We start from the raw sequence: 25,085 nt of genomic DNA, 5'->3' as shown, positions 1-25,085 counted from the left end.
GATTGCCCATGAGCCAAGGCCCGCTGCACCTCTACGTTGATTCGCTGTTTACCAGCCCCTATGCCATGTCGGTGTTTGTCGCCTTGCGCGAAAAAGGCCTGGCGTTCGAGACCCTCACCCTGGACCTCGATGCCGGGCAAACCCAGGCGGCAGATTACGCCCAACGCTCCCTGACCCAGCGAGTGCCGACCTTGGTAGACGGTGATTTTGCGCTGTCGGAGTCTTCGGCCATCACCGAGTACCTGGACCAGGCCTACCCCGAAACCCGCGTGTACCCGGCGGATGTGCAACAGCGGGCGAGGGCGCGACAGGTTCAAGCGTGGTTGCGCAGCGACTTGCTGCCGATTCGCCAGGAGCGCTCGACCCTGGTGGTGTTCTGCGGGCAGAAGAGGCCGCCGTTGTCAGCAGAGGCTCAAGCCGCCGCGACCAAGTTGATCAGCGCGGCGCAAGCCTTGCTGGCGGATAACCGCGAGTACCTGTGCGGCCAGTGGTCGATTGCCGATGTGGACCTGGCGGTGATGCTCAATCGCCTGATCCTCAACGGTGACGCCATGCCAGCGCAGCTGGTGGCCTACGCGCAACGCCAGTGGCAGCGGCCGTCAGTGCGCGAGTGGGTCGAGCTGCGACGGCCCGCGCTCTAGTTGTGCCTGCTGGGCAACACGCCGGTCGAGGTCTTCCCAGTCGGCCATGCCCAGCACGCGCATGGTGTTCAAACCGCGCAAATAACCGCGCAATTGCTCGGCGCTGGCGCTGCTTTTCGCGGCGTCGGCGTGTGAGTTCAGCAACACGGTTTCGTACTCAACCAGGTAGTCGGCGACTCGCTCGCGAAACTCTGGCAGTACCGCCTCGCGGATACGATCGAAGATTTTCTGGTAGGGCTTCATGGCGGGGTCCTTATAGATTTTATGGGCGGCCTGACACTATCGGTTCAAATGATAGTCACCATCAAGGATCACAAGTTCTGTTTTTTCGCCAAACGCGCAGAATCTGCACATCGAGACGCAGCCCAAGGAAAATGCGCGATGAGGACGATTATCCAATTGGCTTTGATGGCCCTGATGCTGGGCACCGCGGTCATGACCACCCCGGCGATGGCCGATGAAGTGCGTACAGGCCATTTGCTGCCACTGGTGGGTAGCGTAGACTCCCTGCAGCGTGCCCAGTCGGTGGGGGTATTGTTCAGTGAAAACACCCGCGACAACCTCAGCTACCTCGAACGCTACCACGCCATGGCGCAGAACGGCGCCAAGGATGCCCTGGATGGGCGGATTCGCGAGGCGTTCGTCAACAGCTCCGACCCGGAACTGGCGATCGACTGGTTGATGCACTCGTTGCAGGGCACTTTTCTCTCGGTGACGGTCTATAGCAGCCTGGATGAGTTGGTGCAGGCGCACCCGGATGTGGTGGTGGTGCTCGATACCCATAACCAATTGCTCACCCAGCGTAATGACCGGGTCGAAGCACGCTTTGTCGCACGCTTCTACGACGCGAACCTGCAATTTATCGCCAAGGCCGAAGGCTCGGTGGATAAGCACGTGCCGTCAGTGTGGGTGCACGACAAGGCGGCGCCGGAGATTGCTGCACTGATCGAGCAACAACGCGATGTACAGCAAGATGCCCTGAAGCAGTTCGATGCGTCGCTCAAGGCCCTGGTTCGCGCAGGTTGATCCGCGATGGTTGTGAACCCTATTTGGTTATTTTCAGGAATGTTTATGCGCTCTTTCTTCGCCTCGGCCCTGGCTTGTGCTTCGTTGCTGCTGACCGGTTGTATCACGGCGCCCAACGCCCCATCGCTGACCCTGCAAACCAACAAGACCCCCGATGGCTATGTGCAATGCGTATTGCCCAAGCTGGAAAAGCACGGCATCACCTCGACCGTCACCCAGAACTCGCGCCACGCCAAGGTGCTGTTGACCAGCAAGATTGCCGCCGATGATGTGCTGGAGGCCTACAAGTCCCAGGACGGCACCAAAGTGTTCCTGTATGAGCGCAAGCCGTTGGCTTCGGCGATCAAACCATCGCGGCTGGAGCAGGCCGCGCAGGATTGCAAATAAACCCGCACACACATAACGCAACCCACCCTGTAACCAATGTGGGAGCTGGCTTGCCTGCGAAAGCGGTGGTTCAGTTAAATATTCAGTGACTGACACGCCGCCTTCGCGGGCAAGCCCGCTCCCACAGGGGATCTGCGCTAGGCGCTGATTCTGTGGGCAATACATAGGAGCGAGCTTGCTCGCGAAAAACTCATAGGCGCCGCGTTTATTCGGGAGCGCGCGTAATCGTTGACTTCTTTCGCGAGCAAGCTCGCTCCTACAGGGTATTGGCCCCATTTGGATCAGGGTTTGGCTTCGTTGCTGAAGCTGTCGACAGTCTTGACCAATCCCTGCGCCGCCAACGCCACCAACTCACCGCCTTTCTCCACAGTAGCCAACGCTGGGTCCGAGCCCATGCGGCCGTCAGGGAAGCGCGCACGGAAGTCCAGGGCTTCACGGATCGGACCAGTGTTGGCGATTTGCGGTGAGTACTCGGCAGACTTGATCGCATCCGGATACGCCCACTGCGTCACGGCAATTTCCGATGGCGTGGCGTGGCTGCCATGCCCCACCGGGAATTGACGCTGGGCCAGGTCAGTGACGCCTTCCAGGTCCCACCAGTTCACCAGTTTCAGCGCAAACCCGGCCGGGCGGCGGGCGAAGCTGGCTTCGGCGTACAGCTCGGAGAACGCCGCTTCAATCGTGGCGATGTTGCCGCCGTGACCGTTCAGGAACAGGATCTTTTCGAAACCATGCCCGGCCAGCGAGCGCACCCAGTCGCCAATCGCGGCGATAAAGGTGGAAGGGCGCAGGGAGATGGTGCCGGGAAAGCCCAGGTGGTGTTGGGCCATGCCGATATTGAAGGTCGGGCCGACCAGGATGTCGGCGTGCTTCTGGGCGTGGTGGGCGATGATCTCCGGGCACATCCAGTCAGTGCCCAGCAGGCCGGTGGGGCCATGTTGCTCGTTGGAACCGATGGGAATCACCACCGTGCGGCTGCGTTCCAGGAACTGCCCGATTTCGATCCAGGTGGAGGTGTGTAGAAGCATGCGACGTTCTCTTTTATCAGTGGGGACAGGCTATCCGCCACGGATTGTACGACTACTCGCCACCTGTTGGGGTTTGCAATTGAGGTAGGTCGATGACTTCAGCCAGCGCTGGTCGGGGTACCACGAAAACATGAACTGCCCGTCCTTGAGCTTGTCCACCACTTGGCGGGCGACTTGCGGACGCACGGCCGGGCAACCCTGGCTGCGGCCGATACGGCCTTCGCGCTTGCTCCACAATGGGCTGACGTAGTCGGCAGCATGAATCACGATGGCGCGGTCGCGGGCCTGGTCATTGAAGCCGGGTTCCAGACCGTCCATGCGTAGCGAGTAGCCATGGGCGCCCAGGTAGCTTTCCTGGGTGCGGAACAAGCCCAGGCTCGACTGGTGGCTGCCCTCGAGATTGGAGAACTGGGTAGCGAAGTTTTCCCCGGACTTGGCACCGTGAGCCACCAGGTCGCGTAGAACCAAGGTCTTTTTGCGCAGGTCGAAGATCCATAGGCGACGGGCGGTCGAGGGCTGGGAGTAGTCAATAACCGCAAGGCGATCGGAACGCTCCTCGCCGTTATTGACCGCGCACTGCACGGCGCTCAGGGCGCTTTTCAGCACGGTGGGATTGAGTTCTGGAGCCGAGCGCGCCAGGCTGCTATACAGGGAAGGAGAGGTGCCATTGGCGGCGAGCGCAACATTGCTCAATAAAGCCAGGCACCCAGTGATCAAGCCCAGGCTGGTTAGCCTGAGCAGGCGTATAAAAGTCAGCATCTACAGTCGAGTCCCCGCTGTGGAGTGGAGCTAAGTCAATTGTTCAAAAAACACGCATGTTACTTGAGCATTTGCCTGCTCGTTGCACCATTGGTCGCTACAGCCGAAACGCTGCCGGTGGAGCCATTACCCGTCACCACCCCTGCACCGGTCGCGCTGGCGCCACTGCAACAGGCGTTGGCGCAGTTGACCAGTGTCTGCCCGCACCTTGCGCCGCGCATAGATGCCGCCGCGTTGGTGCGCCTGCAAGCCTTTTACCAGCAGCAGGGCGATGCGCCGCTATGGTCGGCTGATGAACGCCGGCAAGCCTTGCACAGCCAGTTGCTGATGCTTGCCGACGATGGCCTGGACCCCACCCACTATAGCTTGCCCGCGGCGGATGCCACGGCCAACGTGCTGTGCAGCGATATCGCCAACAGCCAGCAGTACCTGCAAGCCCTGCAGGATTTGCATTACGGGCGTCTACAGCAATCGCGCTTTGAGCCTCTATGGCATTCACAGCCGCCCAGTGGCGATCCTAATGCCGAGGTACTGGCGTTCGCCGCCACCGGCCTGCAAGACATGGCCCAAGCCTTCGATCAGGCGCGGCCCAGCGCCGATTTGTACCGCAGCCTGCGCAATGCCTACGCCAGCGTGCGCCAGCAACCGCTGCCCCACTGGGACCCGGTCGCCGAGGGCGCGTTGTTGCGCCCGGGCATGAATGACGCCCGAGTGCCGGAATTGGCGCGGCGCCTGCACAGCGGTGGCTACCTGGCCCAGTTGCCCAGCGGCAACGGCAAGCAATACCAGGGCGAACTGGTCAAGGCGGTGAAAGCCTTCCAGCTCAGCCACTCGTTGCAGGCCGACGGTGTGATCGGCGCCGGCACCGTGGCCGAACTCAATATCAGCCCGGCGGTGCGTCGTGAACAGCTGCGCATCAACCTGGAGCGCTTCCGCTGGCTGGCCCAAGACCTGGAGCCTGAAGGCGTCGTGGTCAATGTGGCCGCTGCGCAACTGAGCGTGTATCAGAGTGGCATCCCGGTGTGGCAAACCCGCCTTCAAGTGGGCCGGGCCGAACGCCAGACGCCATTGCTCAAGTCGCGTATTACCCGGCTGACCCTCAACCCCACCTGGACCATCCCACCGACCATCATGCGCGAGGACAAACTGCCCGCCATCCGGCTCAACCCTGAATACCTGCGCCAGCAAAACCTGCAAGTGCTCGACGCCGAAGGTCACCCCTTGACGCCCGACCAGGTCGACTGGGCACGCCCCGGCAATATCCTGCTGCGCCAGCAGGCCGGTCCGCGTAACCCGCTGGGCAAGATTGTGATGCGCTTTCCCAATCCGTATTCGGTGTACCTGCATGACACCCCCAGCCAACCCTTGTTCACCAAGGGCCCACGGGCGTTCAGTTCGGGATGCGTGCGGGTCGAGCAACCGTTGTTATTGCGCGACCTGCTGGTAACGCCCGCCGAACGCACCCGCACCGATGAGCTGCTGGCGACCGGCGAAACCCATGAATTCAGGCTGGCCACGCCGGTGCCGGTGCTGTTGGGGTATTGGACGGTAGAAGTGGATCGTCAGGGCGAGTTGGTGTACGCGCCGGATATTTATGCGCGTGACCCGGTGTTGATCAAGGCCATGGGCAGCGTGCTCTAGGGCGCGCTTATTCCGGCATCAGTTGCTGGCGGCATTCCAGCACCAGGCGGGCGCCGCCCAACTCACTGGTGCCCACCTCCAGCTTGAACCCATGCAAGTTGATGATCGCCGCCACAATCGACAGGCCCAGCCCAAAGCCGCCTTGCTGATCACTCTCATCGACCCGATAGAAACGCTGGAACACCGACGCGCGCTCGGCAGCCGGAATGCCTGGCCCGGAGTCGAGCACTTCGATGCGCGTACTGCCCAGGTCGTTGACTGCTCGCAGGATCACCTTGCCCTTGGGCGGGGTGAACTTGATCGAGTTACTCAGCAGGTTGGCCAGGGCTTCGAATAGCAGCGCACGGTCACCGGTAATCCACGGCAGTGAATCAGGCGCTTGTAACACCAGCTCCAGTTCGCCTTCTTCGGCCAGGGGCAGATAGAAGTCATGCAGCTCGCGCAGCAACGGCAGCGGGTCCAGCACCAGGAAGCCAGAGCGACGCTGGTGGTCTTCCAGTTCCGAGATGCGCAGCAGCCCGCGAAAACGTGCCATCAGCGTGTCGGTTTCGGCGATGGCGTCATCGAGCTTTACCGCGTGGGCCGAGTCTTCCTCGGCTTGTTGCTTGATGCGGTAAAGCTGGGCGCGCAAGCGGGTGAGCGGGGTGCGCAGGTCGTGGGCGATGTTGTCGCACACGCCCTTGACCTCGTTCATCAGTTTTTCGATGCGGTCGAGCATGGCATTGACGATGGCGGCAAGCATGTCCAGCTCGTCGCGCCGGTTGGACAGCGGCAACCGGTGCGTGAGGTCGCCGGCGACAATGGCCTCGGCGCTGGCCTGGATCCCGCGAATACGCCGCAACGGGCGACGGCGCAGCAGGTGCCAGCCGGCAGCGCCGGGGATGATGGTCAAGGACAGCGCCCACAGTAGGGCGTGCCAGATAATCCGCGTTACCCCGAACAACGAGCCGTTGGCGCGCACCAACACCAGCCAGCGGCCGTCTTCGGTGTGGGTGGCCACGGCGTCGCAGCTGTCCTTGGGCAGCTTGGGATCATCGGATTGCACGCAATTGGTCAGGGCGTAGATCTTGCCATCCAGCGGCAAGTCGGGTGGCACGGCGCGGATCGGCCCGCTCAAGGGGCGAAATTGCTCATCGAACAGGCCATAGGCGTCCACGCCCTTCATGTCGAAGGTCATGCTGGTGGTCAGCGCTTCCACCAGCTCTTCGCCGTCGAAACGCTGGAAAAGATGCTGGCGCTGCAACAGGGAATGGCGCGACAAGTCGCTGAGGTAGCCTGAGACCTCGTAGTACAGCACCCCCATGAGGATGCAACTCCACGCCACGAACAACGAACTGTACAGCGCCAGCAAGCGGCTGCTGGAAGAGCGCCAGCCTTTAGAGGGGTTCAGCAATGACATAACCCGAGCCTCGTACCGTGCGGATCAGCGGCGTGAGGCCCGGTGGGTCGATTTTCTTGCGCAAACGGCCGATGTGCACGTCGATCAGGTTGGTGCCGGGGTCGAAGTGATAGCCCCAGACTTCCTCGAAAATCATCATCCGCGACAGGATCTGCCCGGTGTTGCGCATCAGGAATTCAAGCAGTTTGTATTCAGTGGGCAGCAGGGTCAGCGGTTGATCGGCGCGGCTGGCTTCGCGGCTGATCAGGTTCAGTTCCAGGTCGGCCACGCGCAGGGCGGTTTCGAATTCCTGGACCGTACTTTTACGCCGCAGCAGCACTTCGACACGGGCGGCCATTTCATCCGAGGCGAACGGCTTGGTCAGGTAATCGTCGCCGCCGGCACGCAGGCCGCGCACGCGCTCGTCGACATCGGAGAGGGCGCTGATCATCAGGATCGGCGTAGACACCCCAATGGTGCGCAACGTGGTGACGATGGCCAGGCCATCCAGCTCAGGCAGCATGCGGTCGAGGGTGATCAGGTCGTAATCACCACTTACGGCACGGACCAGGCCCTCGCGGCCGTTGTCCACCCAATCTACGTCCAGTCCATGGCTACTCAGCTCGGCGACAATCTCGCGGGCCGTTACGGCGTCATCCTCGATGGTCAAAATGCGGGTCATAGGATTACCTGGTGAGCGTTCACACTAGAAGTGACGACATTTTGCCAAGAAGTTGCTGAATGTTTCCTAAATAAAACTTCATCTTCTTAAAGCCGACATCGCACTGTGGGAGCTGGCTTGCCTGCGATGGCGGCTTACCTGCTGGCATATTCGTTGGCTGCCATGCCGCTATTGCAGGCAAGCCAGCTCCCACAGGGGAGTGCATTACGCCCGCCTAATATCGCCGTTTATTGCAACCTGCATGATCTGGCTAAGTTCAATTTAAATAAATCATTGAAATTAAAGGAATTTAATTTTAATCGCAGCTGGCACGCTGCCTGCACTGTCCGTTTTGAGACTTGTAACATCATTTTTCGTGCCTGGAGCAAAACAACAATGATCACATCCTCATCCACGCTGCAAGAGTCAAGCACGCTCTCCGGGGTTTCCTGGGGGGCGATTTTCGCCGGTGCTGCTGCGGCGGCCGCCTTGTCATTGATCCTGGTGTTGCTGGGCTTCGGCCTGGGCTTTTCGGCGGTGTCGCCTTGGGCTGACAGCGGTATCAGCGCCAAGGGCCTTGGCATTTCCACGATTGTCTGGCTGGCGTTCACCCAGATTGTCGCTTCTGGCCTGGGCGGCTATATCGCCGGTCGTTTGCGGGTGAAGTGGGCCAATATGCACGGCGACGAGGTGTACTTTCGCGACACCGCCCATGGCTTCCTGGCGTGGGCAGTGGCCACATTGATCACGGCGATGTTGGTGGTCGGTTCGGTCAGCAGTGTGGTCAGCGGCGGCGTGAAAGCTGGCGCCAGCGTGGCATCGGGTGCCGCCAGCGGCCTCACCCAAGCTGCGGGCAGCGCGGCAAAGGGTGCCGACAGTGGTGACTTCGGTTACTACGTCGACAGCCTGTTTCGCGATGATCGCCCAGCGGCGGTCAGCGATGATGCAGCCCACGCCGTGGTCGGTCGTATCCTGACGCGTACGTTGAGCAACGACGGCCAACTGGCAGCGGAAGATCGCGCCTACCTGGCCCAACTGATCAGCCAGCGCACCAACCTGAGCCAGGCCGATGCCGAAGCCCGTATCGACAAGGTGTATGGCGATGCGCGCAAAGCCGTCGAAGACGCCAAGCTCAAAGCCAAGCAAGCTGCTGAAACCGCAGCGAAAGTGGCGGCCTACACATCCCTGTGGACCTTCGTGGCCTTGCTCATCGGTGCGTTCTTCGCCAGCTTCGCCGCTACCTTTGGCGGTCGCCGCCGGGATGCCGTGGTGTACGTCGAAACCGAAAACTACGTTCGTTAATTCAAGGAGAACATGATGCGCTCATTACTGCTGTGGTTCCTCGGCGTGCCGATTCCGGTGATCATTCTGATCGCGATTTTCATGCACTAATTGTAGGAGCGAGCTTGCTCGCGAAGAACTGCCGGGCGCCGCGTTCATTCAAAATGGCCGCGGCGTTCTTGCGTTTTGCGCGAGCAAGCTCGCTCTTACAGGGGCAGGGGTAGGGCAAGCCCCGTCAGTCGTCGAACCCGACCTGCTCATGAATTTCATCCACCTTCAATTCCAACCGATACGCCACCGCAATGAACAACGCCTGGCACAGGCACAGCGTGGCGCTCAGCGAGCGGAAAGCAAACGAGGAGCCTTCATTGACCAACAGCACCGCATTCGCGCGCTTGGCCAGGGGCGACAGGTTGCTGTCGGTGATGATCAGGGTCTTGGCCTGGTGATGCTGCGCGATGCGCAGGCAGTGCTGGGTCTCTTTGCCGTAGGGCGTGAAGCTGATGGCTATCACCAGATCATTGGCGCGCACGCTGCGCATCTGCTCGCGATAACTGCCGCCTAGCCCCGAGATCAGGTGGATGCGCTTGTTTGTGTGCTGCAGGTTGTAGACCAGGTAGTCGGCCACCGCAAAGGAGCGGCGCACGCCGACCACGTAGATGTTGTCGGCATTGACCACCAGGTCCACGGCTTTCTCGAAGGCCGCATCGTCCAACTCCAGCCCCAAGCGTTCGATGCCCGAGAGGGTGGCGTTGACGCACTCGCGCGCCAGGTCGCCGCCACTGGCCTTCTGGGACTTGTTGGCGATCATGCTGCGGATGCGCTGCTGGTAGTTCTGTACCGGCGTGGTCTTGTGGGTATACGCCTCGCGAAACAGCGCCTGCATCTCACTGAACCCGCTGAAGCCGAAGCGCTGGGAAAACCGCACAATGGCCGAGGGGTGCACTTCGCATTCCCGGGCGATGTCGCTGATGCGGTCGACCATGATCCGGTCGCTCTGCTGGCTCATGTAGCTGGCGATACGCTTGAGCTGGCGCGGCAGGCTCTCGTATTCGTCGGTGATCAGCTGCAACAGGCGTTCGGCATTGATCGGAGGGCTGGCGACAGTTTCTTCCAGGGTGGTCTCGGGATCGGTGCGGGACATGGGCAATCCTTCTGGCGTGTTCGTCTGATGCGCTGATAGGTGGCGCAAGTCTACAGGGTAGGCGCAAAAAAATACCCCGGCATCACGGCCCGCGTGGCCTGCTGAAACGATGCATGGGCGCTGGCGTGCCGCTATCCTGAGGTATTGGAAAAAATATTCCACTAAAAATAATTATGGAATAAATATTGATTGCTGCCACCGGACGTTCTAGTCTGCTCCCACAAAGAGCGTTTGCCGTCGCCACGGCGGCACAGCGCAGGCTGATAAAAATAACAGGAGCCAGCATGGGCCAGACTCGTTTTGCCAGTGGGCGTCAATTGGATCTGATTTGCCTCGGGCGCCTGGGCGTCGATCTCTATGCGCAGCAAGTCGGTGCGCGGCTTGAGGATGTGTCCAGCTTCGCCAAGTATCTGGGCGGATCTTCCGCCAACATCGCTTTCGGCACCGCCAGGCTGGGGCTGAAGTCGGCGATGCTGAGCCGGGTCGGCGATGACCACATGGGCCGTTTCCTGGTGGAATCCCTGGCCCGCGAAGGCTGTGATGTCAGTGGCATCAAGGTCGACCCTGAGCGCCTCACCGCCCTCGTCCTGCTGGGCCTCAAGGACCGCGAAACCTTCCCCCTGGTGTTCTACCGCGAAAACTGCGCCGACATGGCCCTGCGCGCCGAAGACATCAGCGAAGCCTTTATCGCCTCCAGCAAAGCGTTGTTGATCACCGGTACGCATTTCTCCACCGACGGCGTGTACAAGGCCAGCCTCCAGGCCCTGGATTACGCGGCCAGGCACAACGTCAAGCGCGTGCTGGACATCGACTACCGCCCCGTGTTGTGGGGCCTGGCCGGCAAGGCCGATGGCGAAACCCGTTTCGTCGCCGACCAGAATGTCAGCCAGCATGTGCAGAAGATCCTGCCGCGTTTCGACCTGATCGTCGGCACCGAAGAGGAATTCCTGATTGCCGGCGGCAGTGAAGACCTGCTCTCGGCCCTGCGCACCGTGCGGGAACTGACCCCGGCCACCCTGGTGGTCAAGCTCGGCCCCCAGGGCTGCACGGTGATCCACGGCGCAATCCCGGCGCGCCTGGAAGACGGGGCCATCTATCCTGGCGTGCGGGTTGAAGTGCTCAACGTGCTGGGCGCAGGCGATGCTTTTATGTCGGGCTTTCTCAGCGGCTGGATCAATGACGCCAGCGATGAGCGTTGCAGCCAGTTGGCCAATGCCTGTGGCGGCCTGGTGGTATCGCGCCACGCCTGTGCGCCAGCGATGCCGACCCCCGCCGAACTCGATTACCTGTTCAACAGCCCCGTGCCCATCACCCGGCCGGACCAGGACGTGACCCTGCAACGCCTGCACCGTGTCACGGTGCCGCGCAAAGTCTGGAAGCAACTGTTCGTCTTTGCCTTCGACCACCGCTGGCAATTGGTGGAGTTGGCGCAAAAAGGCGGCCAGGCCCCTGAGCGTATCAGCGACATCAAGCAGTTGTTTATCCAGGCCATCGAACGCGTGGAGCGCAAACTCAGCGAGCAGGGCGTCGAGGCGGATGTGGGCCTGCTCGCCGACCAACGCTTTGGCCAGGATGCACTCAACGCCGCCAGCGGTCGCGGCTGGTGGATCGCTCGCCCGGTGGAAGTGCAGAACTCGCGGCCCCTGGCGTTCGAGCACGGGCGTTCGATCGGCAGCAACCTGATTGCCTGGCCCCAGGAACACATCATCAAGTGCCTGGTGCAGTTTCACCCCGATGACGAGCCGATGCTGCGCCTGGAACAGGAAGCGCAACTCAAGGCGGTGTACGAGGCGTCGCTGGTCAGTGGTCACGAACTGCTGCTGGAAGTCATCCCACCCAAGGATCACCCGTCCACCTACCCGGACGTGCTCTACCGCAGCCTTAAACGCCTGTACAACCTTGGCATTTACCCGGCCTGGTGGAAGATCGAAACCCAATCGGCCGAAGACTGGAAAAAGCTCGACGAACTGATCCAGGAACGCGACCCCTACTGCCGTGGCGTGGTGTTGCTGGGCCTGAATGCTTCCCCCGAGTTTCTCGCCGATGGCTTCAAGCAAGCCAGCCAGAGCAGCACCTGCCGTGGGTTTGCCGTGGGCCGCACGATCTTCCACGAGCCGAGCCGGGCGTGGATGGCGGGGGAGATTGATGATGAAACGCTGATCCAGCAGGTGCAGGCGACCTTCGAACAGCTCATCAATGCCTGGCTCAGCGCCCGACAGTAAATACGATCAAATGTGGGAGCTGACTTGCCTGCGATAGCAATCTATCCGTTGCAAATGTACTGCCTGACACACTGCTATCGCAGGCAAGCCAGCTCCCACACAAAGCAGATCCCAGTGAATTCTGAAGATAAAACAAAAGGTGCAGCCATGCCCGCAATCCGAATTGGCATCAACCCGATCTCCTGGAGCAACGACGACCTCCCGGCCCTCGGCGGTGAGACCCCGCTGAGCACGGCCCTGAGCGAAGGCAAGGACATCGGCTACGAAGGTTTTGAACTCAACGGTAAATTCCCCAAGGATGCCAAGGGCGTCGCTGACGTGCTGCGTCCTTATGACCTGGCGCTGGTGTCCGGTTGGTACTCCAGCCGTCTGGCCCACCGTTCGGTGGCTGAAGAAATCGAGGCGATTGCCGCCCATGTCGAACTACTCAAACACAACGGCGCCTCGGTACTGGTATACGGCGAAGTGGCTGACTCGATCCAGGGCTCGCGCATCCGCCTGATCGAGCGCCCGCGTTTTCACAGTGAACAGGCCTGGCAGGCTTACGCCGACAAGCTTACCGAGCTGGCGCGTTTCACCCTGTCCCAGGGCGTGCGCCTGGCCTATCACCACCATATGGGCGCGTACGTCGAATCCCCCGAGGACATCGACCAGTTGATGAAACGCACGGGCCCGGAAGTCGGCTTGCTGTTCGATTCGGGCCACTGCTACATGGGCGGCGGCGAACCCATCGAGGTGCTGCGCAAGCATATCGACCGCGTCTGCCATGTGCATTTCAAGGATGTACGCAAACCCGTGGTGCAACTGGCGCGTAACCAGATGTGGAGCTTCCCGGACTGCATCGTCAACGGCACTTTTACCGTGCCCGGCGATGGTGATATCGACTTCGCACCGTTGCTGGATGTGTTGCTCGCGGCGAACTACAAGGGCTGGCTGGTGGTGGAAGCCGAGCAGGACCCGGCCGTGGCGCCCAGCTATATCTACGCCAAGAAGGGTTACGACACCCTGCGTGCGCTTCTCAACCAGAGGACTTGAGTGATGAGCTTGTTGGTCAAAAGCAGCAAACGCGGGCAAACCATGGTGGCGCTGGAAGCCGGGCGCCTGGAATACGTGGGCTTTGCCGCCTACCGCCTGAGCCTGGGTGAAACCCTGCCGGTCAGTGCGGGCGATCAGGAACTGTGCCTGGTGCTGCTCAGCGGTCGGGTGAATATTGAAGGCGAAGGCTTCCTGAATTCATAGAATAAGCGCAACGCTTGAAACGAGAGGCAGAGAGCCAGCCACCGGTAGAATCCAGGCTCTCACACCGAAGGATTCAAGCGCAGATGACTACGCATTACCGGCAGCTGACTCAGGGACAACGTTACCAGATTGAGGCTGGCTTGAGCGCCGCAGAGAGCCAGGCGAGCATTGCAAAGCGGGTCGGCGTGCATCCCTCGACGATCAGTCGCGAGGTTCGCCGCAACAGCACCCAGAATATCTACAAGGCTGTTTCTGCGGCCCATGAAAGTGATGCTCGTCGAGCGGGTGCGCGCAAGTTTTGCAAGCCGGCGACATGGCTCAGCCATCATCTCCCGGTGTGGCTCAAGCATGGCATGAGTCCGGAGCAGATCGCCCAGCGGTTGAAGCAGGAGCAGCCAAGCCGGGCGGTCAGCCATGAGTGGATTTATCGGTTCATTGCCGCCGAACAGCGCGCCGGTGGTGAGCTTTATACCTATCTGCGACATCGCCGAAAGCGCTACCGGAAACGCTATGGAAGCCACGATCGGCGCGGGCAGCTGCGTAATCGCGTGTCAATCAGTGAACGCCCAGCCGAGGTCGAAAGCCGCGAGCGCCTGGGGGACTGGGAGGGCGATACGGTACATGGACTGGGCGGTAACCTGGTGACCCTGGTTGATCGCAAAAGCGGCTATCTGAGCGCCTATCCGGTCAAGCGCAGAACGCGCCGGCAGGTAACGCGGGCGATCAATCTGATGCTTCAGGGCCATGCCGCTCACACGCTGACGCTGGATAACGGAAGGGAGTTTGCCGGGCATGAACGCATCGCGCTACGGAGCCAGTGCCAGGTCTTTTTTGCAGACCCCTATTCATCCTGGCAACGTGGCACCAATGAAAACACCAACGGTCTGCTCCGCCAGTATTTCCCCAAGGGCAGCGACTTCAGCAAGCTGACCGTCGAAGCCGTCAATCGGACAGTAGCGAGGATCAATCTACGCCCGCGCAAGCGCTTGGGCTGGAAGACGCCGTACGAAGTGCATACAGGGGTGAGCGTTGCACTTATGTGTTGAATTCAGGCTTCAATTGGCAGAACCTGGGGGATCGCCAGTCGGTGTTCGAAGACAAGTCACCGTTCGCCGCCTATTTGCCGCCGGGCACTGACGCCCGAGTCACGGCCCTGAGCGACGTGCAGATTGCCGTCTGCGCAGCGCCGGGTGCTACGGGTTTTGCCCCGCGCTTGATCCGCCCCGAGCAGTGCAAGCGCAGTGTGCGCGGCAAAGGCGCCAATACCCGTTACGTGTGCGACATCCTGCCCGACAGCGAGCCGGCTCATTCGCTGCTGGTGGTGGAAGTGCGCACGCCGTCGGGGCATTCCTCCAGCTACCCGCCGCACAAGCACGACACTGACGACCTGCCGCACCAGAGCTTTCTGGAAGAGACCTACTATCACCAGGTCAACCCGCCCCAGGGCTTCGTGTTCCAGCGTGTGTACACGGATGATCGCAGCATCGACCAGGCCATGGCCGTGGAAAACAGCGACCTGGTGGTGGTGCCCAAGGGGTATCACCCGGTCAGCGTGCCGTATGGCTACGAGTCTTATTACCTCAACGTCATGGCCGGCCCCAAGCGCGCCTGGCATTTCCATAACGACCCGCAGCACAGCTGGCTGCTGGACCTTTAAACGGTTTTGGACGGAGAACAACAACAATGAAGTCGCCGCTACGTTTTGCCCTTAACCGTATGGTCGCGCCTGATTTGCCCCTGGCGGATTTTATCCAGTTGGCCAAAGCCCTTCAGTGCGATGCCATCGAGATCCGCAACGACCTCAAGAACCGCGAGATCGAATACGGCATGTCCGCCAGCCGCGTGCGTGAGTTGTGCGCCGCGCAGGGCATCAAGGTGTTGTCGATCAACGCGCTGTACCCCTTTGATGTGTGGAACGACGAACGCCGTGCCCAGGCAATCGAACTGGCCACCTACGCCCGTGAGTGCGGGGCCCAGGGCCTGGTGATGTGCCCGTTCAATCAGCCTGGTGATACGCGCAACGACGCGCAGCGCGCCGCCGGTTTGCGCACGGCGTTGAGCGAGCTGGCGTTGATCCTGCGCGAGTACGGGATTCTGGGTTTCATCGAGCCTCTGGGCTTCACCGTATCCGCCCTGCGCCGCAAGCGCGTGGCAGTGGATGCCATCAAGGCCATCGGTGGCCTGGATGTGTTTCGTGTGGTGCACGACACCTTTCACCATCACCTGGCCGGCGAGCATGAGTTCTTCCCGGAGCTGACCGGGCTGGTGCACATCTCCGGGGTGGAAGACCGCGAGGCGCCGCTCGACTCGATCCGCGACGGCCACCGCGTGCTGGTGGGCGAGGACGATATCCTCGGGAATGCGGCGCAGATCGACACCTTGCTCAGCACTGGCTACAGCGGCTATTTGTCGTTTGAGCCGTTTGCCGAAAGCGTGCATGGGTTGGCGGATATCCGGCAGGCATTGGGCAGCAGCATGGCGTATTTGCAAAAGCCCTTGCCATAACGCGATCAAAAATATGGGAGCTGGCTTGCCTGCGATAGCGGTGTGTCAGGCAATACATGTGCAACTGATAGACCGCTATCGCAGGCAAGCCAGCTCCCACAGTGGATCGGTGTTGAACACTTCAATTGCAGTCACACAAGGTGCAAGTGATGACCACAACAAGATTGACCATGGCCCAGGCCCTGGTGAAGTTTCTGGATAATCAATACATCGAGGTCGATGGCGTACAGAGTAAGTTCGTCGCCGGGGTATTCACTATTTTCGGGCATGGCAATGTGTTGGGCCTCGGCCAGGCCCTGGAGCAGGACAGCGGCGACTTGGTGGTGCACCAGGGCCGCAACGAACAAGGCATGGCCCATGCCGCCATCGGGTTTGCCAAGCAGCACCTGCGCCGCAAGATCTATGCATGCACGGCCTCGGTCGGGCCGGGCGCGGCCAATATGCTCACCGCCGCAGCCACCGCCACCGCTAACCGCATCCCGTTGCTGTTGCTGCCCGGTGATGTCTATGCCAGCCGCCAGCCCGACCCGGTGTTGCAGCAGATCGAGCAATTCCACGACCTGAGCATCAGTACCAACGACGCCTTCCGCTCCGTAAGCAAATACTGGGACCGCATCAACCGCCCGGAGCAACTGATGACCGCGGCGATCCATGCCATGCGCGTGCTGACCGACCCGGCTGAAACCGGCGCGGTGACCCTGGCCTTGCCCCAGGATGTACAAGCCGAAGCCTGGGACTACCCCGACTATTTCCTGCAAAAACGCGTGCACCGCATCGACCGACGCCCGGCCACCAGCGCCATGATCGGTGACGCGCTGGCTGCGTTTCGCGGCAAGCGCAAGCCGCTGATCATTTGCGGCGGCGGGGTCAAGTACTCCGGCGCCAACCAGGCACTGCAAGCCTTTGCCGAGCGTTTCGATATTCCTTTCGCGGAAACTCAGGCGGGCAAGAGCGTCGTGGTTTCCAGCCATCCGTTGAACGTCGGCGGCATCGGCGAAACCGGCTGCCTGGCGGCTAACCTGCTGGCGCCTGAGGCCGACCTGATTATTGGCATCGGCACTCGTTATACCGACTTCACCACCTCGTCAAAATCGCTGTTCAAGCACCCCGAGGTGAAGTTTCTCAACCTCAATATCAGCCCCTGCGATGCGTTGAAGCTGGACGGTGTGCAAGTGCTGGCCGATGCGAAAGTTGCGCTTGAAGCACTGGCCGATGCCCTGGGCGATTACCGTTCGGGCTGGGGCGGACAGGTCGCTGACGCGAAGGCGCAACTCGACGCCGAAGTGGACCGCGTGCATCAGGTGCACTACCAGGGCGATGAGTTTGTCCCCGAAGTCGACGACCACCTGGACCGTGCCGTCCTGCGGGAATTCATCGAGCTGACCGGTTCGTGCCTGACCCAAAGCGCGGTGCTCGGCGTGCTCAATGCACGCCTGGCCGATGACGCAATCATCGTGGCTGCCGCCGGCAGCCTGCCCGGCGATTTGCAGCGTGCCTGGCGCAGCAAGGGCGTCAACACCTACCACGTCGAATATGGCTATTCATGCATGGGCTACGAGATCAACGCTGCCCTGGGCGTGAAGCTGGCCGAGCCAAGCAAGGAGGTGTACGCCCTGGTTGGCGATGGCTCCTACATGATGCTGCACTCGGAGCTGGCCACCTCGATCCAGGAGCGCCGCAAGATCAACGTGGTGCTGTTGGACAACATGGCGTTCGGATGCATCAACAACCTGCAGATCGGCAACGGCATGGACAGCTTCGGTACCGAGTTCCGCTTTCGTAACCCCGAGAGCGGCAAGCTCGACGGCGGCCTGGTGCCGGTGGATTTCGCCATGAGTGCGGCGGCCTATGGCTGCAAGACCTACAAGGTCAGCACGGTAGAGCAGCTGGAAGCGGCCCTGGCCGATGCGCGCACGCAAACCGTCTCGACCCTGATCGATATCAAGGTGCTGCCCAAGACCATGATCCACGGCTACCTGTCGTGGTGGCGGGTGGGTGTGGCGCAAGTGTCCACCAGTGAACGCACGAATGCAGCGGCAAAAAAACTCAATGAACACCTGGCCAAGGCCCGGCAGTACTAACAACAAGAGGAGTGTTTGCATGTCTTTGAAGCTTGGAGTGATTGGTACGGGCGCCATTGGCCGGGACCATATTCGTCGTTGCAGCCAGACCCTGCTCAACAGCCAGGTGGTGGCCGTCACCGACATCAACCTTGAGCAGGCGGCCCAGGTGGTGGCGGACTTGAAGCTGGACGCCGAGGTATACCCGGACGGCCATGCGTTGATCAACTCGCCAGAGGTCGAAGCGGTACTGGTGACGTCCTGGGGGCCGAGCCACGAAGAATTTGTGCTGGCCGCGATTGCCGCCGGCAAACCGGTATTCTGTGAAAAACCCCTGGCGGTGACGGCCCAGGGCTGCCGCAACATTGTCGAGGCCGAAGTGGCACACGGTAAGCGCCTGGTCCAGGTGGGTTTCATGCGCCCGTACGACCAAGGCTATCGTGCCCTCAAGTCTGTGATCGACAGTGGCCAGATCGGCGAGCCCTTAATGCTGCACTGCGCGCACCGTAACCCCACGGTGGGCGAGAACTACAACACCGGCATGGCGATCACCGACACCCTGATCCATGAGCTGGACGTGCTGCGTTGGCTGCTCAACGACGACTACGTGTCCGTGCAGGTGGTGTTCCCGCGCAAGACCAGCAAGGCGCTGGCGCACCTGCGCGACCCGCAGATCGTGCTGCTGGAAACTGCCAAAGGCACGCGTATCGATGTTGAAGTGTTTGTGAACTGCCAATACGGCTACGACATCCAGTGTGAAGTGGTGGGGGAGAGCGGTATCGCCAGGTTGCCGGAACCATCTCAGGTGCAACTGCGCAGCGACGCGAAGCTGTCCAACGCGATCCTGATGGATTGGAAGGATAGGTTTATCGGTGCTTATGACGTGGAGTTGCAGGCATTTATCGACAGCGCGCTGGCCGGGCAGGTCGGCGGGCCGTCGGCCTGGGATGGGTTTGCGGCGGCGGTGGCGGCGGATGCGTGTATTGAAGCCCAGGGCAGTGGGCAGATTGTGAAAGTCAGCCTGCCGGATCGCCCACACTTCTACGGCTAACTCACTGAAGAAATGTGGTTAACACTGTGGGAGCTGGCTTGCCTGCGATAGCGGTCTATCAGTGGCAGATTCAGTGCCTGACACACTGCTATCGCGGGCAAGCCAGCTCCCACAGTTGCTTGGGTTCCCAAATCAATTCTGGAGTTGAGCATGCGAATCGGACTAGTGGGCTACGGCCACGGTGGGCGCTTTTTTCATGCGCCGCTGATCGCCACCCTGCCTGGCGCCACCTTTGTCGGCGTGGTGACGCGTTCACCCGAACGTCGCCAGCAATTGAGTACTGATCTTCCAGGTGTCAAAGCCTTCGACTCCATCGGCCAGATCGTCGAAGCCGGCGTCGATGCCCTGGTGATTTCCACCACCCTCAAAGGTCGCCCGGCCCTGGTGCTGGAAGCCATCGAGCACGGGGTGGCGGTGGTCAGCGACAAGCCCTTTGCCGCCAACGCCGAACAAGCCCAGGCCCTGATTACCGCTGCCGAGCGTCAGGGCTCGTTGCTCAGTGTTTATCAGAATCGGCGCTGGGATTCGGATTACCTGACCCTGCGCAAACTGATCGACGCTGGCGCCCTGGGCACCATCACCCGCTTTGAATCCCGCGTGGAACGTTACAGTCCGCAGGCCGTGGGCAATGCCAGTGGTGGCGGCTGGCTGCGCGACCTGGGCAGCCATCTGGTGGACCAGGCGTTGCAACTGTTCGGCCCGGTGGAGCGGGTGTTCGCTCAATTGCACTACACACCAGAACATCCCACGGTGGACCACGGCTTCTTTGTCTCCCTCACCCATGCCAATGGCGTGATTTCGCACCTGTGGGGCAACGCGTTGCAGAACAGCCAGGCACCGCGATTTCGCGTCAGTGGCAGCCTGGGTTGCTACACCATCGACGGCCTGGACGGCCAAGAAGAAGTGCTGCTGGCCGGCAAGTCACCGAAAACCGAAGGTGAACACTGGGGCGCCGAGGAGCATCGACGCTGGGGCTGGTTTGAGCAAGGGCCGGAGCGTGAGCGGGTGCCGTCGGAGAAGGGCTGCTGGCCCCAATTCTATCGGCAGTTGCAAGCGGCCGTGGTGGGGCAGGGACCGCTGCCGGTCAATGCCTATGACGCCCTGGAAACCACCCGTATATTGGACGCCGCGCGCCTGAGTGCCGAGCGCCAGCAGGTGGTTTCGACGAAAATAGAATAAAATTCTAAAACAGGTTGATATGGAAATTATTTTCTAATACAGTCTTTTCCAGGTTGCATAAAGTACGTCCCGGAACCTACGGGCGACTCAACAAAAACAAGATCAAAAACAACCAGGTACCGTCAGATGAAAATCTTCAACGCTGTACTGCGAGTTTTACGCCCCCTCCAAGCGCCACGCGGACTGCCCCGCGCTCGGCCGTTCTACTTCTCCTTCCTGAATGTGCTGTGCGTCGAAAACCAGGGCGCGCTGGTGTGCTGCATTCCAGGTGCGCCGGTGGTGCGACTGACAGCCGAGTCCTGATCAACGCAACGTCGAAAAAAACCAACAAGAAAGTGGAGACAGACCGTTCATGAAGACCCCGATCCGTTTTACCGCCCTGGCCTTGTCCATGCTACTGGCCAGTGGTGTGGCCGGCGCCGCCGATCTCAAGGTGGGCGTGACGATGTCCGCGTTCGATGACACCTTCCTCACTTACCTGCGCGAGGACATGGACAAGCAAGCCAAGTCCTATCCAAAAGGCGATGGCGTGCAACTGCAGTTCGAAGATGCCCGCGCCGATGTGGTCAAGCAGTTGAGCCAGGTCGAGAACTTCATCAGCCAGAAGGTCGACGCGATTATCGTCAACCCGGTCGATACCGCGTCGACCAAGAACATCATCAGTGCCGCCACAAAGGCGGGTATCCCGCTGGTGTTCGTCAACCGCCGCCCCGACCAGAAAGACCTGCCCAAGGACGTGGTGGCCGTGACCTCCGATGACGTCGAGGCCGGCCGCCTGCAAATGCAGTACATCGCCGAAAAGCTCGGCGGCAAGGGCAAGATCGTGATTCTTTTGGGCGACCTGGCGAACAACTCCACCACCAACCGCACCAAGGGCGTGAAGGAAGTGCTGGCCAAGTACCCGGACATCAAGATCGAGCAGGAGCAAACCGGCATTTGGTTGCGTGACAGGGGCATGACCCTGGTCAACGACTGGCTGACCCAGGGCCGGGAGTTCAATGCGGTGCTGGCTAACAACGATGAGATGGCGATCGGTGCATCCATGGCCCTGAGATCGGCCGGCAAGGAAAAAGGCAGCGTATTGATTGCCGGTGTCGACGGCACGCCCGATGGCTTGAACGCGATCACCAAGGGCGACATGACCGTGTCGGCCTTCCAGGACGCCAAGGGCCAGGCGGTAGGTTCGGTAGAGGCAGCGCGCAAGATGGCCAAGAAGGAGCCGGTCGAGCAGAACGTGGTGATCCCGTTCCAGTTGATCACCCCGGACAACGTCAAAGACTTCAAGTAGCCCCGACATAACAACAAAAGCTGGCAGGGCGGTCACGGCCGCCCTGCAGATGGAGTACCTCCCTATGCTTGCTCAAGCCGCCACGTCTCAGCCCGCCGCCCACCCGGCGCTGGCGCTGGACGAACCCTACCTGCTGGAAATCCTCAACATCAGCAAAGGCTTTCCCGGTGTCGTGGCCCTGGACGATGTGCAGCTGCGGGTGCGCCCCGGCACGGTGCTGGCGTTGATGGGCGAGAACGGTGCGGGCAAGTCGACGCTGATGAAGATCATCGCCGGCATCTACCAGCCCGACGCCGGCGAGATTCGCCTGCGTGGCAAGCCGATCACCTTTGAAACGCCGCTGGCCGCGCAAAAGGCCGGGATCGCGATGATCCACCAGGAGCTCAACCTGATGCCCCATATGAGCATCGCCGAGAACATCTGGATCGGCCGCGAACAGCTCAATAGCCTGCACATGGTCAACCACCGCGAAATGCACCGCTGCACCGCCGAGTTGCTGGCGCGCCTGCGCATCAACCTCGACCCCGAAGAACAGGTCGGCAACCTGAGCATTGCCGAACGGCAGATGGTCGAGATTGCCAAGGCAGTGTCCTACGACTCCGACATCCTGATCATGGATGAACCCACCTCGGCCATTACCGACAAGGAAGTGGCCCACCTGTTTTCGATCATTGCCGACCTCAAGTCCCAGGGCAAAGGCATCGTCTATATCACCCACAAGATGAACGAAGTGTTCGCCATCGCCGATGAAGTGGCGGTGTTCCGCGACGGCCAATACATCGGCTTGCAACGGGCCGACAGCATGAACAGCGACAGCCTCATCTCGATGATGGTCGGGCGTGAACTGAGCCAGCTGTTTCCGGTGCGCGAAACGCCTATTGGCGAGCTGCTGCTGTCGGTGCGCGACCTGAGCCTGGACGGCGTGTTCAAGGACGTATCGTTCGACCTGCACGCCGGGGAGATCCTCGGTATCGCCGGGCTGATGGGCTCCGGGCGCACCAATGTGGCGGAAACTATTTTTGGCATCACCCCAAGCTCCAGCGGGCAAATCACCCTGGACGGCAAGGCGGTGCGCATTACCGACCCGCATATGGCCATCGAAAAAGGCTTTGCGCTGTTGACCGAGGACCGCAAGCTCAGCGGCCTGTTCCCGTGCCTGTCGGTGCTGGAGAACATGGAGATGGCGGTGCTGCCGCACTATTCGGGCAACGGTTTTATCCAGCAGAAGGCCTTGCGTGCCCTGTGTGAAGACATGTGCAAGAAGCTGCGGGTGAAAACCCCGTCCCTGGAGCAATGCATCGACACCTTGTCCGGTGGCAACCAGCAAAAGGCCTTGCTGGCGCGCTGGCTGATGACCAACCCACGCTTGCTGATCCTGGATGAGCCGACGCGTGGTATCGATGTGGGCGCCAAGGCTGAGATCTATCGCTTGATCGCCTTCCTCGCCAGCGAGGGCATGGCGGTGATCATGATTTCTTCCGAACTGCCCGAAGTGCTCGGCATGAGCGACCGGGTGATGGTAATGCACGAAGGTGAACTGATGGGCACCCTGGATCGCGCCGAGGCGACCCAGGAAAAAGTCATGCAGTTGGCTTCCGGGATGACCGCAGTCCACTGATCTACAGAATAAGAAGGTGATGGGTTATGAACGCAATAACAGACAACAAGCCGGCAACCGCACCGGTCAAGAACCGTCGACGCATGCCCACCGAGCTGAGTATCTTCCTGGTGCTGATCGGTATCGGCCTGGTGTTTGAACTGTTTGGCTGGATCGTGCGCGACCAGAGCTTTCTAATGAACTCCCAGCGTCTGGTGCTGATGATCCTGCAGGTGTCGATCATCGGCCTGCTGGCCATCGGTGTGACCCAGGTGATTATCACCACGGGCATCGACTTGTCGTCCGGCTCGGTGCTGGCCTTGTCAGCGATGATCGCCGCCAGCCTGGCGCAGACCTCCGACTTTTCCCGGGCGGTGTTTCCGTCCCTCACCGACTTGCCGGTGTGGATCCCGGTGGCGATGGGTTTGGGCGTGGGGCTGCTGGCGGGGGCGATCAACGGCAGCATCATCGCGGTCACCGGCATCCCGCCATTTATCGCAACCCTGGGCATGATGGTCTCGGCCCGTGGCCTGGCGCGCTACTACACCGAAGGCCAGCCGGTGAGCATGCTCTCGGACTCCTATACAGCGATTGGCCATGGCGCGATGCCGGTGATTATCTTCCTGGTGGTGGCGGTGATCTTCCACATTGCCCTGCGTTACACCAAGTATGGCAAGTACACCTATGCCATCGGCGGCAACATGCAAGCGGCGCGCACTTCGGGGATCAACGTCAAGCGTCACTTGATCATCGTCTATAGCATCGCCGGTCTCCTGGCGGGCCTGGCCGGCGTGGTGGCCTCGGCACGTGCAGCGACGGGGCAGGCCGGCATGGGCATGTCTTACGAGCTGGACGCGATTGCCGCCGCAGTGATCGGCGGTACCAGCCTGGCCGGTGGAGTAGGGCGCATCACCGGCACGGTGATCGGCGCGCTGATCCTCGGCGTCATGGCCAGCGGGTTTACCTTTGTCGGGGTGGATGCGTATATCCAGGACATCATCAAGGGCCTGATCATCGTGGTGGCGGTGGTGATCGATCAATACCGCAACAAGCGCAAGCTCAAGCGCTGAGTACCTGCCCTTGTAGGAGCGAGCTTGCGTGGGGCGAAGCACCCCCAATAAAAGCCGGAGACTGCTGCGCAGTCGGCGGGAGCAAGCTCCCTCGCCACAGCAAGCTCGCGCCTACAGGGGATCAGGCACTTTCAACCGTTTGTCTCCTATATAGCTCCACAACACTGAATTTCTTGCTATAAACGCACTCCGATGACCGTTCGCCAAGCCCGTCCTGGTGCTTTTGGGGGTTGATCGGGAAAAAATGCCTGTCTTTTCAGTTGCTGCGCCCTCAAGTCGGCCTTAGACTGCCGCCCCTCGTAAATTGAGTGCCGGGTGGCGCTTGGAATGGATGGCGCCCTTCCGAGACCTGCACAGGTCGGCCGGAACGCTCCCTAATTCGCCTTAATGCACGTATTTTTTATAGAGAAATCAATGACAAAGGAAAAGTTGCTGGCCATGCCGGCGGATGACTACATGAATGCCGAACAGCACGCTTTTTTCGAGAAGTTGCTGCAAGACATGAAGGTGGAGCACCACGAGCGCATTGAGCAGAACCGTATCGCCATTGAGAGCCTGGATACCCCGGCCGACCCGGCTGACGCGGCTTCTGTCGAAGAAGAGCGCACCTGGCTGGTAAACGCCATTGACCGCGACCAGCGCATGCTGCCGCAACTTGAGCGTGCCCTGGAACGCATCAAGGAAGATTCCTTTGGCTGGTGTGACGACAGCGGCGAGCCTATCGGCCTCAAGCGCCTGCTGATCAGTCCTACCACCAAGTACTGCATCGAAGCGCAAGAGCGCCACGAGCAGATCGACAAGCACCAGCGTCAAGCCTGATGCGGTGAAGGGGGCGGCTCTCTAGCTGGCCGCCCTGGATCGGCATTGTTGCTGTTTATGCAATGAAGCTATTCCGTGGATAGCTTTTTCCAACTGGAATAAAGCCGTA

The 25,085-nt window shown here is 60.7% G+C and carries 23 protein-coding genes and 2 pseudogenes; 19 read left to right on the top strand and 6 right to left on the bottom strand.

The genetic code is table 11. The annotated features are described in order from the left end of the window. Positions 1–8: 8 nt before the first annotated feature. Positions 9–641 (top strand): glutathione transferase, encoded by a 633-nt coding sequence (gene yfcF / locus RHM69_RS07310; RefSeq protein WP_058410523.1) that lies wholly within the window; start codon positions 9–11, stop codon positions 639–641. Here the strand turns inward: yfcF and RHM69_RS07305 are convergent. Then, positions 600–884, bottom strand: a complete 285-nt coding sequence (locus tag RHM69_RS07305; protein ID WP_014718781.1) for a hypothetical protein — start codon at positions 882–884, stop codon at positions 600–602. The genes yfcF and RHM69_RS07305 overlap by 42 nt on opposite strands. 138 nt (positions 885–1,022) lie before the next feature. On the opposite strand from RHM69_RS07305, the gene RHM69_RS07300 reads away from it, so the two are divergent. Both RHM69_RS07300 and RHM69_RS07295 read left to right on the top strand, forming a co-directional pair. After that, positions 1,023–1,667 (top strand): hypothetical protein, encoded by a 645-nt coding sequence (locus tag RHM69_RS07300; RefSeq protein WP_014718780.1) that lies wholly within the window; start codon positions 1,023–1,025, stop codon positions 1,665–1,667. Positions 1,668–1,712: 45 nt separating this feature from the next. After that, positions 1,713–2,054, top strand: coding sequence for a hypothetical protein (locus tag RHM69_RS07295; RefSeq protein ID WP_014718779.1), 342 nt, complete (start codon positions 1,713–1,715; stop codon positions 2,052–2,054). Between the two features lie 281 nt (positions 2,055–2,335). Here RHM69_RS07295 and RHM69_RS07290 read toward each other — a convergent pair whose 3' ends face one another. After that, complete coding sequence (locus RHM69_RS07290) at positions 2,336–3,082, bottom strand: creatininase family protein (RefSeq protein WP_014718778.1); 747 nt, start codon at positions 3,080–3,082, stop codon at positions 2,336–2,338. Between the two features lie 30 nt (positions 3,083–3,112). Then, entirely contained in the window at positions 3,113–3,841 is a 729-nt protein-coding gene (locus tag RHM69_RS07285; protein WP_019817186.1) for a murein L,D-transpeptidase catalytic domain family protein, read from the bottom strand. A 39-nt stretch (positions 3,842–3,880) separates the two neighbouring features. On the opposite strand from RHM69_RS07285, the gene RHM69_RS07280 reads away from it, so the two are divergent. Next, a complete protein-coding gene (locus RHM69_RS07280) occupies positions 3,881–5,482 on the top strand; it encodes a L,D-transpeptidase family protein (protein ID WP_197901366.1) in 1,602 nt (533 codons plus the stop codon). A gap of 7 nt (positions 5,483–5,489) precedes the next feature. Here RHM69_RS07280 and RHM69_RS07275 read toward each other — a convergent pair whose 3' ends face one another. Continuing rightward, entirely contained in the window at positions 5,490–6,881 is a 1,392-nt protein-coding gene (locus RHM69_RS07275; protein ID WP_014718775.1) for a sensor histidine kinase, read from the bottom strand. Further along, positions 6,859–7,542, bottom strand: a complete 684-nt coding sequence (locus RHM69_RS07270; RefSeq protein WP_003191687.1) for a response regulator transcription factor — start codon at positions 7,540–7,542, stop codon at positions 6,859–6,861. The genes RHM69_RS07275 and RHM69_RS07270 overlap by 23 nt, the downstream gene beginning before the upstream one ends. A 375-nt stretch (positions 7,543–7,917) precedes the next feature. Between RHM69_RS07270 and RHM69_RS07265 the strand changes: the two genes are divergently transcribed. Continuing rightward, positions 7,918–8,823, top strand: coding sequence for a hypothetical protein (locus tag RHM69_RS07265; protein ID WP_014718774.1), 906 nt, complete (start codon positions 7,918–7,920; stop codon positions 8,821–8,823). A 214-nt stretch (positions 8,824–9,037) separates the two neighbouring features. On the opposite strand, the gene RHM69_RS07260 is transcribed toward RHM69_RS07265, so the two are convergent. Beyond that, complete coding sequence (locus RHM69_RS07260; protein WP_005787722.1) at positions 9,038–9,946, bottom strand: MurR/RpiR family transcriptional regulator; 909 nt, start codon at positions 9,944–9,946, stop codon at positions 9,038–9,040. 284 nt (positions 9,947–10,230) lie between these two features. On the opposite strand from RHM69_RS07260, the gene RHM69_RS07255 reads away from it, so the two are divergent. From RHM69_RS07255 to RHM69_RS07190, 14 genes and pseudogenes are all read left to right on the top strand, one after another. Beyond that, positions 10,231–12,168: a bifunctional 5-dehydro-2-deoxygluconokinase/5-dehydro-2-deoxyphosphogluconate aldolase gene (locus RHM69_RS07255; protein ID WP_019817188.1), complete on the top strand. Its 1,938-nt coding sequence runs from the start codon at positions 10,231–10,233 to the stop codon at positions 12,166–12,168. A 147-nt stretch (positions 12,169–12,315) separates the two neighbouring features. Next, complete coding sequence (iolE, locus tag RHM69_RS07250) at positions 12,316–13,203, top strand: myo-inosose-2 dehydratase (protein ID WP_019817189.1); 888 nt, start codon at positions 12,316–12,318, stop codon at positions 13,201–13,203. A 3-nt stretch (positions 13,204–13,206) separates the two neighbouring features. Continuing rightward, positions 13,207–13,389 (top strand): annotated as a pseudogene (locus tag RHM69_RS07245) (5-deoxy-glucuronate isomerase); the annotation flags it as partial. Between the two features lie 101 nt (positions 13,390–13,490). Beyond that, complete coding sequence (locus RHM69_RS07240; RefSeq protein WP_004577240.1) at positions 13,491–14,453, top strand: IS30-like element ISPpu17 family transposase; 963 nt, start codon at positions 13,491–13,493, stop codon at positions 14,451–14,453. Between the two features lie 8 nt (positions 14,454–14,461). Continuing rightward, positions 14,462–15,064, top strand: a pseudogene (iolB, locus tag RHM69_RS07235) (5-deoxy-glucuronate isomerase); the annotation flags it as partial. 26 nt (positions 15,065–15,090) lie between these two features. Then, positions 15,091–15,912: a TIM barrel protein gene (locus tag RHM69_RS07230; RefSeq protein ID WP_014718770.1), complete on the top strand. Its 822-nt coding sequence runs from the start codon at positions 15,091–15,093 to the stop codon at positions 15,910–15,912. A 149-nt stretch (positions 15,913–16,061) separates the two neighbouring features. Beyond that, complete coding sequence (iolD, locus tag RHM69_RS07225; protein WP_014718769.1) at positions 16,062–17,993, top strand: 3D-(3,5/4)-trihydroxycyclohexane-1,2-dione acylhydrolase (decyclizing); 1,932 nt, start codon at positions 16,062–16,064, stop codon at positions 17,991–17,993. 19 nt (positions 17,994–18,012) lie between these two features. Beyond that, positions 18,013–19,023 (top strand): Gfo/Idh/MocA family protein, encoded by a 1,011-nt coding sequence (locus RHM69_RS07220; RefSeq protein ID WP_200646046.1) that lies wholly within the window; start codon positions 18,013–18,015, stop codon positions 19,021–19,023. Positions 19,024–19,173: 150 nt separating this feature from the next. Beyond that, the gene (locus RHM69_RS07215) at positions 19,174–20,202 is read left to right on the top strand and encodes a Gfo/Idh/MocA family oxidoreductase (RefSeq protein ID WP_200601186.1); all 1,029 of its coding nucleotides are present in this window, start codon (positions 19,174–19,176) and stop codon (positions 20,200–20,202) included. A 126-nt stretch (positions 20,203–20,328) separates the two neighbouring features. Further along, entirely contained in the window at positions 20,329–20,505 is a 177-nt protein-coding gene (locus RHM69_RS07210) for a hypothetical protein (RefSeq protein ID WP_003191673.1), read from the top strand. Positions 20,506–20,554: 49 nt separating this feature from the next. Beyond that, on the top strand, positions 20,555–21,490 hold the full coding sequence (locus RHM69_RS07205; protein ID WP_197883295.1) for a sugar ABC transporter substrate-binding protein: 936 nt from the start codon (positions 20,555–20,557) through the stop codon (positions 21,488–21,490). A 64-nt stretch (positions 21,491–21,554) separates the two neighbouring features. Further along, positions 21,555–23,108: a sugar ABC transporter ATP-binding protein gene (locus RHM69_RS07200; RefSeq protein WP_034125691.1), complete on the top strand. Its 1,554-nt coding sequence runs from the start codon at positions 21,555–21,557 to the stop codon at positions 23,106–23,108. A 26-nt stretch (positions 23,109–23,134) separates the two neighbouring features. Beyond that, positions 23,135–24,157 carry an ABC transporter permease gene (locus RHM69_RS07195; RefSeq protein ID WP_003191668.1) on the top strand — a complete coding sequence of 341 codons (1,023 nt, stop codon included), beginning with the start codon at positions 23,135–23,137 and terminating at the stop codon, positions 24,155–24,157. A gap of 414 nt (positions 24,158–24,571) precedes the next feature. Beyond that, on the top strand, positions 24,572–24,976 hold the full coding sequence (locus RHM69_RS07190; RefSeq protein WP_003191666.1) for a TraR/DksA family transcriptional regulator: 405 nt from the start codon (positions 24,572–24,574) through the stop codon (positions 24,974–24,976). Positions 24,977–25,085 lie beyond the last annotated feature (109 nt).

The organism is Pseudomonas sp. CCI1.1, from assembly GCF_034348165.1.
In the GTDB taxonomy this organism is placed as follows: Bacteria; Pseudomonadota; Gammaproteobacteria; order Pseudomonadales; family Pseudomonadaceae; genus Aquipseudomonas; species Aquipseudomonas paracarnis.
The sequence above is the reverse complement of the archived record's forward strand: the minus strand, read 5'-3'. Positions and strand labels throughout refer to the sequence as shown.

Excerpts from the sequence above, each read along its gene's own strand:
- RHM69_RS07260 (WP_005787722.1), bottom strand. The coding sequence starts at position 9,946 with ATGTCCCGCACCGATCCCGAGACCACCCTGGAAGAAACTGTCGCCAGC.
- RHM69_RS07295 (WP_014718779.1), top strand. The coding sequence starts at position 1,713 with ATGCGCTCTTTCTTCGCCTCGGCCCTGGCTTGTGCTTCGTTGCTGCTG.
- RHM69_RS07255 (WP_019817188.1), top strand. The coding sequence starts at position 10,231 with ATGGGCCAGACTCGTTTTGCCAGTGGGCGTCAATTGGATCTGATTTGC.
- RHM69_RS07200 (WP_034125691.1), top strand. The coding sequence starts at position 21,555 with ATGCTTGCTCAAGCCGCCACGTCTCAGCCCGCCGCCCACCCGGCGCTG.
- RHM69_RS07215 (WP_200601186.1), top strand. The coding sequence starts at position 19,174 with ATGCGAATCGGACTAGTGGGCTACGGCCACGGTGGGCGCTTTTTTCAT.
- iolE (WP_019817189.1), top strand. The coding sequence starts at position 12,316 with ATGCCCGCAATCCGAATTGGCATCAACCCGATCTCCTGGAGCAACGAC.
- RHM69_RS07240 (WP_004577240.1), top strand. The coding sequence starts at position 13,491 with ATGACTACGCATTACCGGCAGCTGACTCAGGGACAACGTTACCAGATT.
- RHM69_RS07195 (WP_003191668.1), top strand. The coding sequence starts at position 23,135 with ATGAACGCAATAACAGACAACAAGCCGGCAACCGCACCGGTCAAGAAC.
- RHM69_RS07230 (WP_014718770.1), top strand. The coding sequence starts at position 15,091 with ATGAAGTCGCCGCTACGTTTTGCCCTTAACCGTATGGTCGCGCCTGAT.
- RHM69_RS07265 (WP_014718774.1), top strand. The coding sequence starts at position 7,918 with ATGATCACATCCTCATCCACGCTGCAAGAGTCAAGCACGCTCTCCGGG.
- RHM69_RS07190 (WP_003191666.1), top strand. The coding sequence starts at position 24,572 with ATGACAAAGGAAAAGTTGCTGGCCATGCCGGCGGATGACTACATGAAT.
- RHM69_RS07210 (WP_003191673.1), top strand. The coding sequence starts at position 20,329 with ATGAAAATCTTCAACGCTGTACTGCGAGTTTTACGCCCCCTCCAAGCG.
- RHM69_RS07290 (WP_014718778.1), bottom strand. The coding sequence starts at position 3,082 with ATGCTTCTACACACCTCCACCTGGATCGAAATCGGGCAGTTCCTGGAA.
- RHM69_RS07300 (WP_014718780.1), top strand. The coding sequence starts at position 1,023 with ATGAGGACGATTATCCAATTGGCTTTGATGGCCCTGATGCTGGGCACC.
- RHM69_RS07220 (WP_200646046.1), top strand. The coding sequence starts at position 18,013 with ATGTCTTTGAAGCTTGGAGTGATTGGTACGGGCGCCATTGGCCGGGAC.
- yfcF (WP_058410523.1), top strand. The coding sequence starts at position 9 with ATGAGCCAAGGCCCGCTGCACCTCTACGTTGATTCGCTGTTTACCAGC.
- RHM69_RS07305 (WP_014718781.1), bottom strand. The coding sequence starts at position 884 with ATGAAGCCCTACCAGAAAATCTTCGATCGTATCCGCGAGGCGGTACTG.
- RHM69_RS07285 (WP_019817186.1), bottom strand. The coding sequence starts at position 3,841 with ATGCTGACTTTTATACGCCTGCTCAGGCTAACCAGCCTGGGCTTGATC.
- RHM69_RS07270 (WP_003191687.1), bottom strand. The coding sequence starts at position 7,542 with ATGACCCGCATTTTGACCATCGAGGATGACGCCGTAACGGCCCGCGAG.
- iolD (WP_014718769.1), top strand. The coding sequence starts at position 16,062 with ATGACCACAACAAGATTGACCATGGCCCAGGCCCTGGTGAAGTTTCTG.
- RHM69_RS07275 (WP_014718775.1), bottom strand. The coding sequence starts at position 6,881 with ATGTCATTGCTGAACCCCTCTAAAGGCTGGCGCTCTTCCAGCAGCCGC.
- RHM69_RS07205 (WP_197883295.1), top strand. The coding sequence starts at position 20,555 with ATGAAGACCCCGATCCGTTTTACCGCCCTGGCCTTGTCCATGCTACTG.